The sequence below is a fragment of the Vagococcus humatus genome, from assembly GCF_003950325.1.
GTDB classification, from domain to species: Bacteria; Bacillota; Bacilli; order Lactobacillales; family Vagococcaceae; genus Vagococcus_C; species Vagococcus_C humatus.
On the sequence record NZ_PXZH01000002.1, the window covers coordinates 205,457 to 218,227 of the forward strand.

General features: G+C 34.7%; 10 protein-coding genes. 9 read left to right on the forward strand and 1 reads right to left on the reverse strand.

What is annotated here, in order from left to right:
• Window positions 1–83: 83 nt before the first annotated feature.
• The 7 genes from C7P63_RS06060 to C7P63_RS06090 all read left to right on the forward strand — a co-directional run bounded on the left by C7P63_RS06060 (window position 84) and on the right by C7P63_RS06090 (window position 9,042).
• Window positions 84–2,234, forward strand: a complete 2,151-nt coding sequence (locus C7P63_RS06060; RefSeq protein WP_165863788.1) for a HelD family protein — start codon at window positions 84–86, stop codon at window positions 2,232–2,234.
• A 152-nt stretch (window positions 2,235–2,386) separates the two neighbouring features.
• Window positions 2,387–3,094, forward strand: coding sequence for a response regulator YycF (gene yycF / locus C7P63_RS06065; protein ID WP_125943268.1), 708 nt, complete (start codon window positions 2,387–2,389; stop codon window positions 3,092–3,094).
• Between the two features lie 14 nt (window positions 3,095–3,108).
• Window positions 3,109–4,938, forward strand: a complete 1,830-nt coding sequence (gene walK / locus C7P63_RS06070) for a cell wall metabolism sensor histidine kinase WalK (protein ID WP_125943269.1) — start codon at window positions 3,109–3,111, stop codon at window positions 4,936–4,938.
• Window positions 4,935–6,245, forward strand: a complete 1,311-nt coding sequence (locus tag C7P63_RS06075) for a YycH family regulatory protein (RefSeq protein WP_125943270.1) — start codon at window positions 4,935–4,937, stop codon at window positions 6,243–6,245. Before walK ends, C7P63_RS06075 begins: the two co-directional genes overlap by 4 nt.
• A complete protein-coding gene (gene yycI, locus C7P63_RS06080) occupies window positions 6,245–7,084 on the forward strand; it encodes a two-component system regulatory protein YycI (RefSeq protein WP_125943271.1) in 840 nt (279 codons plus the stop codon). Before C7P63_RS06075 ends, yycI begins: the two co-directional genes overlap by 1 nt.
• A 16-nt stretch (window positions 7,085–7,100) precedes the next feature.
• Complete coding sequence (locus tag C7P63_RS06085; protein WP_125943272.1) at window positions 7,101–7,907, forward strand: MBL fold metallo-hydrolase; 807 nt, start codon at window positions 7,101–7,103, stop codon at window positions 7,905–7,907.
• Between the two features lie 187 nt (window positions 7,908–8,094).
• Window positions 8,095–9,042, forward strand: a complete 948-nt coding sequence (locus C7P63_RS06090; protein WP_125943273.1) for an NADP-dependent oxidoreductase — start codon at window positions 8,095–8,097, stop codon at window positions 9,040–9,042.
• 91 nt (window positions 9,043–9,133) lie between these two features.
• Here the strand turns inward: C7P63_RS06090 and C7P63_RS06095 are convergent, their stop codons facing one another.
• Entirely contained in the window at window positions 9,134–10,396 is a 1,263-nt protein-coding gene (locus tag C7P63_RS06095; RefSeq protein ID WP_125943274.1) for a S1C family serine protease, read from the reverse strand.
• A gap of 373 nt (window positions 10,397–10,769) precedes the next feature.
• Between C7P63_RS06095 and rlmH the strand changes: the two genes are divergently transcribed.
• Entirely contained in the window at window positions 10,770–11,249 is a 480-nt protein-coding gene (rlmH, locus tag C7P63_RS06100) for a 23S rRNA (pseudouridine(1915)-N(3))-methyltransferase RlmH (protein WP_125943275.1), read from the forward strand.
• 189 nt (window positions 11,250–11,438) lie between these two features.
• A complete protein-coding gene (locus tag C7P63_RS06105) occupies window positions 11,439–12,740 on the forward strand; it encodes an L-cysteine desulfidase family protein (RefSeq protein WP_125943276.1) in 1,302 nt (433 codons plus the stop codon).
• Window positions 12,741–12,771: the final 31 nt, after the last annotated feature.

The following is a 12,771-nucleotide window of genomic DNA, read 5'->3' on the forward strand; positions in this document are numbered from 1 at the left end:
TTCATTAATAATAATTGACTCATTTAATAAAACAGCGTAAAATATATTACCATTGTATAAATATAATCAAAGGAGATATGCCTGTGTCGAAGAGTCAAGAATGGTTAAAAGAAGAAGCTCATTTAAAAGAAATTTATGCTAAATTACAAGAGATGCAAATAAAAGTAGAACAAGCTTCTCATGAAGAAGATGAGACTTCTCGTAATTTTGTTAGAAACTTATCCGATGACATAAAAATGAATACTAACTCACCTATAGATAGTTTTGAATCTCTGATTGAAATTGAAGCTAAAAATCAACAGTTAGCTCAATTAAAGTTTAAGCGAGAATGGTTAGAAAGACAAAAAGATAGTATTGAAAAATTGTTGGCTAGTCCTTATTTTGCTAAATTAGATGTTCAGTATCCTGATGAAGCATCTACTGAGTCTTTTTATATTGGCGTGGCAGGTTTCAGTGATGAACAAACCCACGAACAATATATTCAAGATTGGCGCTCACCGATTGCTAACTTGTACTATGAAAATGATTTAGGCCCGACTAGTTATGAAGCACCTATGGGACAAGTTGAAGTAGATTTACAAAATCGTCGTCAAATTAAAGTTGAGAAAAATGACTTGCTGCAATTTTTTGATACAGCCACAGCAATTGAAGATCCTATGTTATTAGAAGTGCTAGGAGAAGAGTCCACAGCTAAATTACAAGACATTACTAGTACTATCCAAAAAGAGCAAAATGCTATTATTAGAGATACTAAAAGTGATGTTTTAATAGTAGAAGGAATTGCGGGAAGTGGGAAAACTTCTACGGTTTTACAGCGAATTGCTTTTTTATTATATCGTTACCGAGAAGATTTAAGAGCTGAACAAGTTTTACTATTATCTCCTAACCCAATGTTTAGTAAATATATTGAGGAAGTCTTACCAAGTTTAGGTGAAAAAAATCCACGCCAAATGACTTACCGAGATTTAATTCAATACCCAGGGTCCAAACGTCACATTGAAACACTTGAAGAGCAGCTTCAAATAAGTGAGTACACTTCTTCTGTTGAAGCCATGAAACAGCTAGAAGCATATGTGTCACATTTGACTCCTAGTGATTTAGCACTACGACCTCTTGTTAAAGGAGACGAAGAAGTTATTTCAACTCAGTGGATGCGTGAAAAATTAGCAACTTTACCAGAAGATATTGCGATGTACCGAAAATTAGATTATTTGCGGGAACAAATGTCAGAAAGATTGCGACAAGTAATCAAAGAAGAAGCTAAAAAACAAAAATGGCGTGACAAACTGGAAAATTTAAGCAATGAAGAGTATAACCAAGTATTTGGTGTCAATAAACAAGGTGGGAAAGAACAAGATTTAGATAAAGTGGTCTTTCAATTAGTTAGTCGTCATTATCAAGTGTTGCGAGGAAAAATCCAACACTATCAATGGTTAAACTTACAGGAACATTATTATCTAGCTACAGGTAATCAATTGCGTGACAATATTTCTTTAGATTTAGGGACAGAGTTTGCTTATTTTTACTATTTAATGTTACGCCCAACTGTAGATAGACAGATGAAATTTATGATTGTAGATGAAATTCAAGACTACAGTGAAGCCCAATTATATTATTTAGCCCAAGTATTTCCAAAAACTCGCTTTACTTTAGTAGGGGATCGTTACCAAGCTATTTTTGCTCAAGGCGTGACGTTTCCTAGAATTGCTGAGATTTTTAAAGGAGATAACCGCAACATTCGTCAGCTATCACTTTTAAAATCTTACCGGTCTAGTGGACCAATCAGTCGTTTTATGCAGCAGTTGATTAGCCAAAAACAAGGAGAAGTAGAAATCATTAACCGACCAGGTAAAGAGCCTGAAGTGTTAGGATTTAAAGATAATGATGCTTACGTAACTTATCTGAAAAACTGGTTAAATCAACAAGCTACTCAGGAGCGAAGTGTGATTTTAACAAAAGATAGCCAAGAAGCGCTACAAGTGATGAGTCAATTAAAAGAGGTAGCTGGCTTATCAGCAATTACTCATTCTAGTAAAATGTTATTTGATAGTCATTTATTAGTGATGCCTATTTATTTAGCAAAAGGCTTAGAATTTGATAATGTGTTAGTTCATAATGCCTCAAAAGAACGATTTAATACAGAGAAAGAATTAAATATGTTATACACAGCTAGCTCTAGAGCCATGCATACTTTATCTGTTCCTTATGTAGGGGAAAAATCATCTTGGTTATAGTTAAAACTTATTAGAAATTAAAATAGAAAAAGAGAAGGGGAAAGACTTCTCTTTTTTTTTAATTCAGTAAGAGAAAGTACCCTCAAGGTAAAAAATCATGTATAATGGGTATGAACTTGATGATAGAGTAGCAATTAGGAGGAAACTTATTCATGAAAAAAATATTAGTGGTCGATGATGAAAAACCGATATCCGATATTGTCAAATTTAATTTAAATAAAGAAGGCTATGACGTTTACACCGCTTATGACGGAGAAGAAGCAATTGAACAAGTAAAAGAAGTGGAACCAGATTTAGTCTTACTAGATTTAATGTTGCCTAAAATAGACGGGTTAGAAGTTTGTCGAGAAATACGTAAAAGCTACGATATGCCTATCATCATGGTTACGGCGAAAGATTCTGAAATCGATAAAGTTTTAGGTCTAGAGTTAGGAGCAGATGATTATGTCACTAAGCCATTCTCTAATCGGGAATTAGTGGCCAGAGTTAAAGCAAATCTTAGACGACAAGGAAGTATTGAAGCTAAAGTACAAGAAGAAGATGAAAATAATGAAATTGAAGTGGGAGATTTAACGATTCATCCTGATGCTTATATGGTATCTAAACGAGGATCTGATATTGAATTAACTCACCGAGAATTTGAATTGCTCCATTATCTAGCTAAACACTTAGGACAAGTGATGACTCGTGAACACTTGCTTCAAACTGTTTGGGGCTATGATTATTTTGGAGATGTGCGCACAGTAGACGTAACAGTTAGACGTTTGCGTGAAAAAATCGAAGACAATCCAAGTCATCCTACTTGGTTAATTACTCGTAGAGGTGTGGGATATTATTTAAGAAATCCAGAACAAGATTAGGAGTTTGCGGATAAATGAAAAAAAGACTTCATTTTTTCCAATCCGTTCATTTTAAAATAGCCATGGTGTTTGTGCTACTGTTACTTATCTCAGTAGAAATCATCGGGGCTATTTTTATTCGAGAATTGGAAAAATCAACGATTGATACCTTTGAAAAAGGCATTGATTCCCAAGTAGAACAGTTAGCGTCTAACATTAGCGTGGAGTTAATCCCTACTGATCATGAAGAAGATGGCGATACTAATTTAAAACGGATTGTGAATGAATTTGCCAAACGGGATGTGCTAGAAGTTCGAGTGATTGATGATAAAGGGATTGTTCGGGCAACTAGTGACGCCAATCAGCAAGCCGTCATTGGTAAAAAAAATGATAACGTGTTACTAAATGACTTTGCAGAAAAACGAAAAGAGTTAAAAGATAATGATTCAGGCCGGAGAGTGTACATCAATGTCCAGCAAATTAAATCTTCCACTGGAGATACAGTGATAGGTGGTTTGTATGTTAAAAGTGATGTAGAAAGTAAATATCAAGAAGTAAATAATACCGCCCTGATTTTCTTTACCGCCTCGATTATCGCCCTATCGATTTCTTTAGGTGTAGCCTTGCTAGTTTCCCGTACCATAACTAAACCTATTGGGGAAATGAAACAACAAGCTATGCGGATTGCGGAGGGAGATTATTCCGGCAAAGTAGAAGTTTATGGGCAAGATGAATTAGGACAGCTAGGCACCACCTTTAATGAGTTATCAGATAGAGTAGAAGAAGCTCAGGGGACTCTTGAATCAGAACGTCACCGGTTAGATAGCATTTTAACCCATATGACAGATGGCGTAGTAGCAACTGACAGAAGAGGAAAAGTCATTACTATTAATGAAATGGCAACAGGACTGCTACATACAAAAACAGAAGAAGCTTTAGGTCGTTCAATTATTGATTTGTTAGGTATGGAAAAAACTTATACCCTTAGACAACTACTAGAAAGTTCTAGTGATCAAATTATTGAAATTTCCCAACCAGGTTATGAAGATAGTATTTTACGGGCTGATTTTGCTTTAATCAGAAGAGAGTCAGGTTTTATTAGTGGGTTAGTTTGTGTGTTGCATGATATTACAGAGCAAGAGAAAAATGAACAAGAACGACGAGAGTTTGTTTCGAATGTGTCTCATGAATTACGTACACCTTTAACTAGTATGCGGAGTTATTTAGAAGCTTTAGCAGATGGGGCTTGGGAAGATAAAGAAATTGCTCCCAAATTTATTAATGTGACTCTTGACGAGACAGACCGTATGATCCGTATGATTAATGATTTACTTAATTTATCTCGTATGGATGCCCAGAGAAGTCCTTTACAGTTAGAATTAGTTAACTTAAATGAAATGTTTCATTTTGTCATTGAGCGTTTCGAGATGATGATTACTAGTACAAATCAAAATTATCGAATTAAAAAAGATTTCACTCAACGAACTATTTGGGTGGAAGTCGATCCAGATAAAATGATTCAAGTTCTAGATAACATTATGAATAACGCATTAAAGTATTCTCCTGATGGGGGACAAATTACGTGTAGTTTATTGGAAACTCATAACAATGTCATCATTAGTATTGCAGATGAAGGAATGGGTATCCCTAAAAAAGATGTGCGCCGAGTATTTGACCGATTTTTCCGTGTAGACAAAGCGCGTTCAAGAGCTATGGGAGGATCAGGTTTAGGCTTAGCCATTTCTAAAGAAGTGATTAAAGAGCATGGTGGTACTATTTGGGCTGAAAGTGAAGAGGAAGTTGGATCAGTCTTTTATATTTCTCTACCTTATGTGCCAGTAGAAGAGGGGGATTTTTGGGAATGAAATTGATAGATCGATTTTTTCGGTTGCTTCTTGTCATTATGATTCTATTAAGTGTCGTTTTGTCAGCGAAGATTTGGACTAACTCAGGTAAAATCGATGCTGAAAAAGAAGAAACAACTGACAGTATTCTACAAAAAAAATTACCTCAAGAAGTATTTGTTCCGACTCAATTTGTTTATCACAGTGAAGATGGTCGCCATTTTTACAGTAATCACGAAAATTTTATTACCAGTTTAAATAAAGCACTCGTCAAGTTATCACTAGGTAAGCTTAAACCAGTAGTCGAAGGTCAAAGAGAGGCTTATATTGATATCCAAACTAAGCGGCAAAGTATGGAATTAATTTTTCCAAATGAGCTAAACCTAGCTTATTATTTTGAAATTAACCATCTGTCCCTTGACCGAAGTGTTTATAAATCATTAACCTTTAACCGCATTGTTCTTGATTTTAAAGAAAATAAGCTGTATTTTTTAGCAGATGACCGGTTTAAAGTCTATGAAGCAAGTATTAGTGGGAATACAAAAGGATTAGAACATAATCTTTATGAGAAAGAGAATAAATTTAAAGAAGTAACGGCTAATCAAGAATGGTTGCCAGCTATTTATAGCACTAAAGAAACAGACGATATGACCTTTAAAAAGTATAGTTATATCTTGGCAACTCAGTCCTATACTATTTTTTCCAAAGCTTTTTTTGATAAAACAGAAGAAATATTTCCTAATGAAAGTTCAAAAGAAAGTAAAGATGTGAACTTGATGAATTATGAAGGAGAAAGTATGACAGTTAGCTATCAAACAGGAGAAGTCAACTTTTTTGGAAGAATTAGAGAAAGCAGTCGTAGAGAATCTTTAAATCTTTTTTCAGATAGTTTTTACTACTTAGAAGATATTGCTAGCTCTTTTGGAACTCTACGCTATTTTGATAGTACAGCCTCTACAATTGTTTACCGTAGTTATGTAGAAGGGTATCCGGTGTTTAGTGATTATAGCCGTGGAAGTGTCCAGTTTAACTTGATGAACCAAAATGTTCGCATTTTAACCAATCAAGAAACGATTCAAGTGCCTATTCCTTCTGACGAAACCATTACTTTACCTACTACCCAAGAGGCAATCAACCAATTAACGCAAGCTGGCATTCCTGAAACCGATATTAGTAACTTGAAAATTGGCTATACTTGGCGAACTAATGATGAAACGAAACAAGTGGTGGACTTAATTCCTGAATGGTATATAAAATATAAAAATGAATGGAAATCTGTGGCCAATGTTTTAATTGAACAAGGGATTCATGAAGGAGGTCAGTCTTAATGGATTTTAAAAAGATTGAACGTATTTTTTTACTTGCCTTTTTCTTCTTGAATCTGTTTTTACTCTACACTTATAGACAAGGAATGAGTAATGATTCTGCAGGTTTAACTGAGAGTAGTCATTTAAATAATATTGAACAACGATTGCAAGTAGATAATATTAAATTTCCAGCTGCTTTTTCTAATGAAATTCACGATGGGTATTATTTAAGTGGGATTAAATCAGATGAAGGAGACATGACCAATTTTAAATTAGACGGAGAGATATTTTCCTTAGACTCTGGTAAAATGCAAGTGAATTTAAATAAATCAGTAGTAGTTCCTAAAAGTAAAAAAGAAAGTTTAAAAACAATGAAAGAATTAGTCAAGCAACCTCATTTGGTTCCTTATGGCGGAGAATATCAGTATCAAGGAATTTTATCTGATTTACCTCATAAATATGTTTTTACGCAGCAATATAATGGTATTCCGATTATTGATGAAACGAGTCTATTAACTATTAATGTAGATAAAGATTCTGAGTTTGGGGATAATAGTTTAGTGAATAGCTATACTCAAAGTCATTTAAGAGAGATAGAGGCCTTAAGGGAAAGTCAACCGCTTATTACTGAAAGGGACGCTGTTACCACACTTTATCTAAGTAATAAAATACCTAAAGATGCTCGGTTAAATAATATAAAATTAGGTTACACACGCATTTTTAGTGTACGAGGAAAAAATGTATATATTCCAGCATGGTTTGTTTGGATTGAAACCAGTAAAAAAAATAGTCAAATCGAACGAGTGAATGCTTTTACTAATTCGATTATTTCAACAAGTGTAACTGAAGTAAATAAATAAAGAGAGGAGAAAAAGTATGACAATGGATTCAGCATTTCAAGTGAGTGTGTTAGCAAGTGGAAGTACTGGAAACTCTCTTTATATCGAATCTGATCAAAAAAAAGTGTTAGTAGATGCCGGTTTAAGTGGTAAAAAAATTACTGAATTAATGGGACAAATTGACCGAAATCCTAAAGATTTAGATGCTATTTTTGTGACTCATGAGCACCGAGATCATGTCCACGGGGTAGGGGTTCTATCTAGAAAATATGACATTGATGTGTATGCAAATGAAAAAACATGGGAGGCTATGTCTCGCATTGTAGGTAATATTAAGCTAGAGCATCAACATATTATCGAAATGGGGAAAACCTTAACATTAGGAGATATGGATGTGGAAAGTTTTGGCGTATCTCATGATGCGGTAGCTCCTCAGTTTTATCAGTTCCACCGGCAAAATAAGGCCTTTGCTGTATTAACTGATACAGGATATTGTAGCGAACAAGTTAGAGGAGTTTTGCGTAACGCTAATGGTTATTTGATAGAAAATAACCATAACATCGAGATGCTTAGAATGGGGAAATATCCTTGGCACTTGAAACAACGAATACTAGGAGACAGAGGCCACTTATCTAATGAAGACGGAGCCTATGCCTTAGCTGATATGATTGGTTCTAAAACAGAAAGAGTCTACTTAGGGCATCTTAGTAAAGAAAATAACATGAAAGAACTTGCTCATTTAACTACTGAGAATATTTTGAAATTAAAAGATTTAGGGGTAGATGAAGATTTTACTATCTGGGATACAGATCCAGATATGGCTACTGATTTATTTCAATTTTAATAGAAACAGCTAGTAGTTTTATCAAGCAGTTTTAGAAGTTAGAACCTGTCTCTAACTTTTAAGACTGCTTTATTTTTTTATAAAACTAAGTACTTTTTACAAAAGAAGCTAAATCCTAAGTTGAAATTATTTACAAAAAGTAAGTAAAAGGCGTATAATTTATTTTGTAAGAAAGGGGCTATTAAAAATGAAAACAAGAGCTATTGCTATAGAAAAATATGGTCATGGGGATCAATTAGTGGAAAGAGTCATTGATTTACCTAGTTTAGGAGATAAGCAAGTACTCATTAAAGAAAAAGCCGCTTCAGTTAATCCAATTGACTGGAAATTAAGAGAAGGATATTTAGCTGAAATGATGCCTTGGGATTTTCCTATTGTTTTAGGCTGGGATGTAGCTGGAGTCATTGAAGAGGTAGGAAAAGATGTAACAGATTGGCAAGTAGGTGATGAGGTATTTGCTAGACCGAAAACGACTCGGTTTGGTACCTATGCTGAATATACAATGGTGGATGAGGACTTACTAGCTAAAAAACCGCAAAATATTTCTTTCCAAGAAGCAGCTGCTGTCCCTTTAGCTGGTCTAACAGCTTATCAGGCTCTTGTGACCTATGGAGGTTTACAGTCCGGTGAAAGTGTTCTAATCCATGCTGGAGCAGGTGGGGTAGGTTTATACGCTATTCAATTAGCTAAAATGTTAGGGGCAAAAGTCTATACAACTGCTAGCGAATCTAATCACAGTTTATTAAAGAAATTAGGAGCAGATGTTGTGATTGATTATCATGCAACTGATTTTAGAGATGTGGTTAAAGAAGTGGATTTAGTGTTTGATACCTTAGGGGGAGATGCTCAGCGGAATAGTTTCCAAGTATTAAAAGCAAATACTGGCAGGCTTATCTCTATCGTCAGTGAACCAGATCAAACACTTGCCAAAGAAAAACATGTTTTAGCTAAAAGTATTTGGCTAGAACCAAATGGACAGCAATTAAGTCTATTAGCTAATTACTTAGAAGAAGGAAAATTGACGGTTCAAATTGCCGCAGAATTTCCACTAACAGTGACAGGGGTAACCCAAGCTCATCAATTAAGTGAAACCAACCACGCGGTAGGAAAAATTATAATTAAAACAGAAAACTAGAATTATGTTTAGTCAGTTTTTTTAAGAGAAATAGCTCCTGTTAAATGCAATCCAATGAATTTAACAGGAGCTATTTTTACGTGTTATTAACTTATTTAGTTGCAGATTGTTCGATAACTAAATCTACTGTCACAGATTTTTTATCTTTTCCGCGGTAGAAAGTGATTTTTGCTTTATCTCCAACTTTTTTCTTATAAAGAGCAGTTTGTAAGTCAGTAGAAGTTTCTACTTTTTGGTCGTCTATACCTACAATGACATCATATTGTTTAAGACCTGCTCGATCTGCTGGAGTTGCTGCCCGAACTTCTCGGATAATGACCCCAGTAGTAATATTTTTTGGTAATTTTAAGATTTTTTCTTGTTGTTCAGCACTAACAAGAGATAAGTCACTCATCGTAATACCTAGAGCTGGACGAATTACTTTTCCATTTTTCTCTAATTGATTGATCACAGTAATCACATCGTTACTTGGAATGGCAAAGCCTAATCCTTCTGCTGAAACACCACTTTCAGCTTGGGCAATTTTAATGGAGTTAATACCAATGACTTGTCCTGCAATATTAACTAATGGTCCACCAGAGTTACCTGGGTTAATAGCAGCATCCGTTTGTAAAGCATTAATGTTGGTTACTTGGTTATTATCTGTTCGGTTAACGATGTTTCTATTTTTAGCAGAAATAATTCCTTGAGTAACGGAATTAGCATAAATAGAACCTAAAGGAGAACCAATAGCAATAGCAGGTTCACCTACTTTAATTTTGTCAGAATCACCAAAGTCAGCTGTTTTTTTGACCTTACTACTGTCTACCTCAATGACAGCTAAGTCGGTATAAGCATCTGTCCCTACTAGTTTAGCAGCTAGCTTCGTTCCGTCATCTAGAAGAACTTCTAGCCCATCTGATCCTTCAACAACGTGGTTATTAGTGACAATATAAGCTTTGTTGCCTTCTTTTTTGTAGATAACCCCACTACCTTCACTACTAGCTTCTAAATCTTCATCAGAAGATTTTTGTTCTGAATTATCTTCTTGTTGCTCACTTTGCCCGAATAAGGAACCAAGACCGCCGTAAATATCTTCCATTTTTTGTCTCTTTTGCAAATTAACTACTGAAACAACAGCATCTTGAACTTTTTCTACTGCTTTTGTTGTCCCAGATTCTACATTATAGGTCACTTTACTGACTTCTGTTGGTTTATTTGGTTCGCTAGATGTGGAGGTATTTGCTGTTGAGTTAGGTTTTATAACAGCAAAAGCGAGACCAAAGGCTAATAGACCTCCAATAATACCACCTAATAAACCTGATAAAAATTTAGATTGTTTTTTCTTTTGGGGAGTTACGTCTTTTCGCATCATGTCGGTGTAATCACCTTTCCTCCTTTATTTGTTATAGACTTTTTATGTATACAATTTTATTATACAATTAAAAGATACCTCTAGTCTAATCTTCCACTTTGAATATTTTGTGAAAAAGATAGGATAAAATGGGAACTAAAGAAAATCTTAAATATTTATTTTCTTGTTATTTTTTAAGGAATAAAAGTCAAAGTAGACTTATCCACAAAATGTGGATAATGTTAATAACTTTTAAATGTTTGTTAAATTAATCTTCTGAAACGCTTTAAAAATGATAAGATGTGAATAAGTTTGTGGATAAGTATGGATAAATCTAAGAAAAAAGATTACTAGATATCTATTAAAATAAAATAAGAATCAAAAGGAGCCTATAATGAAAATTAAAATGATTACAGTTGGAAAGTTAAAAGAAAAGTATTTGAAACAGGGCATTGCAGAATACAGTAAAAGATTAAGTAAGTATTGTAAATTTGAACTATTAGAAGTTAGCGATGAAAAAGCACCAGAAAAATTAAGTGAAGCTGAGATGCTTCAAGTTAAAGAAAAAGAAGGAGAGCGGATACTAGCTAAAATTGGGGAACAAGATTATGTTATTTGTTTAGCCATTCAAGGGGAAAATTTAAGTTCAGAAGACTTTGCTAAAAAGTTAGATCAGGTCATGCTGCAAGGAAAAAGTACGATTACCTTTGTGATTGGTGGCTCACTGGGTTTATCAGAAGCAGTCATGAACCGTGGTAATTTTTATTTATCTTTTGGGAAAGCAACGTACCCGCATCAATTAATGCGATTGATTTTAATTGAACAAATTTATCGCTGTTTTCGGATTAATCATCATGAGCCGTATCATAAATGATAGTGATAATACAGACAACTAAGAAAATAGTATATTTTTGATTAAAAAAAAAAGACTTTAGTAAAAAATTATTGTAAAAGCGTTTTCTTGCATGTATGCTTTGATTGAGACTATTGTTAGACAAAGATCTTAATGTGTTTAGAGTTAAGATCACTTTTGAAAATTGTTTAATTAAAGGAGAGTATATCAATGGATACATTACAAAAGACAAGTCCTTTTATACAAGCACTTAAAGAAGGAGTAGTTCCAGCTACTGGGTGTACAGAACCAATTGCAGTGGCATTTGGAGCAGCAGTTAGTAAAAAATATTTAGGAGAACAACCAATTAAGCAGGTTCAAGTAGCAGTATCTCCTAATGTGATGAAAAATGCGATGGCGGTGATTGTACCTGGAACAGGTGAACCTGGACTATGGATTGCAACAGCTGCAGGGTTAATCTCTGGAGACGGAGATGCTGGATTAAAAGTGATTGCTCAACTACAAGAGGAAGATTTACCTGAGATAAAAGAACTAGCTCAATCAGGAAAAATTGAAGTAGAAGTAGCACCTGTAGAGGATAGTTTATATGTAGAAGTTACGCTATTAGGGGAAGTGGATTCTGTAACAGTGAAAATTGCAGGAGGCCATACCAATATCTATAGCATTACTAAAAATGAGGAAGTTATCTTAGATAAACCACGTCCTGTGACAGGAGAAGTATCAGAAACTAAACAGTTTTTACAACAAACAAACTTACGAGAAATCTGGGAATTTGCTGAAACAGCACCGATTGAAACCATTCAATTTATGAAGGAAGCTAAAGAATTAAATATGGCTTTAGCTCAAGCTGGTTTGACTGGTTCTTATGGATTAGGTTTGGGAAGATCTGTTGATAAGGCTAAGTTAAATCAATTTGGTTCTGGGATTGAGGGAGATATTTATAATCAATTATTAGCTTATACAACAGCTGCTTCTGATGCCAGAATGGGAGGAGCTCAATTAGCAGCTATGTCTAATTCCGGCTCTGGTAACCAAGGAATAACTGCTACAGTGCCTGTATGTGTAATGGCTAGCTTTAAAGAAGTTGGAGAAGAGAAAGAAATTAGAGCGTTAACTCTTTCTCACTTGACGGCTCTTTATATTCATGCATTTTTACCTGTGTTATCTGCTTTTTGTGCAGCTGATTCAGCAGCTATGGGAGCAGCAGCAGGCATTGTGTATTTATTGGACGGAGAGTATACTCAAGCTGAGATTGCCATAAAAAATATGGTAGGAGATGCACCTGGTATGATTTGTGACGGAGCAGGTTGTTCCTGTGCAATGAAGGTAGGAACATCGGTTTCTTCGATGTACCGGTCGGTTAATTTAGCGATGCAAGACATTGCTATTCCCTGTAGCAACGGCTTAATCTGTGATAGTTTTGAAGAAACAATCCATGCCTTAGGTAGACTTGCAACAGACGGACTGAAACAAACAGATGCGGTGATTTTAGATATTATGATGAACAAATAAATAAAAAAAGAGTGTCTCCTTAATATGAGGG

Excerpts from the sequence above, each read along its gene's own strand:
- yycI (WP_125943271.1), top strand. The coding sequence starts at position 6,245 with ATGGATTTTAAAAAGATTGAACGTATTTTTTTACTTGCCTTTTTCTTC.
- rlmH (WP_125943275.1), top strand. The coding sequence starts at position 10,770 with ATGAAAATTAAAATGATTACAGTTGGAAAGTTAAAAGAAAAGTATTTG.
- C7P63_RS06105 (WP_125943276.1), top strand. The coding sequence starts at position 11,439 with ATGGATACATTACAAAAGACAAGTCCTTTTATACAAGCACTTAAAGAA.
- walK (WP_125943269.1), top strand. The coding sequence starts at position 3,109 with ATGAAAAAAAGACTTCATTTTTTCCAATCCGTTCATTTTAAAATAGCC.
- C7P63_RS06095 (WP_125943274.1), bottom strand. The coding sequence starts at position 10,396 with ATGATGCGAAAAGACGTAACTCCCCAAAAGAAAAAACAATCTAAATTT.
- yycF (WP_125943268.1), top strand. The coding sequence starts at position 2,387 with ATGAAAAAAATATTAGTGGTCGATGATGAAAAACCGATATCCGATATT.
- C7P63_RS06090 (WP_125943273.1), top strand. The coding sequence starts at position 8,095 with ATGAAAACAAGAGCTATTGCTATAGAAAAATATGGTCATGGGGATCAA.
- C7P63_RS06075 (WP_125943270.1), top strand. The coding sequence starts at position 4,935 with ATGAAATTGATAGATCGATTTTTTCGGTTGCTTCTTGTCATTATGATT.
- C7P63_RS06085 (WP_125943272.1), top strand. The coding sequence starts at position 7,101 with ATGACAATGGATTCAGCATTTCAAGTGAGTGTGTTAGCAAGTGGAAGT.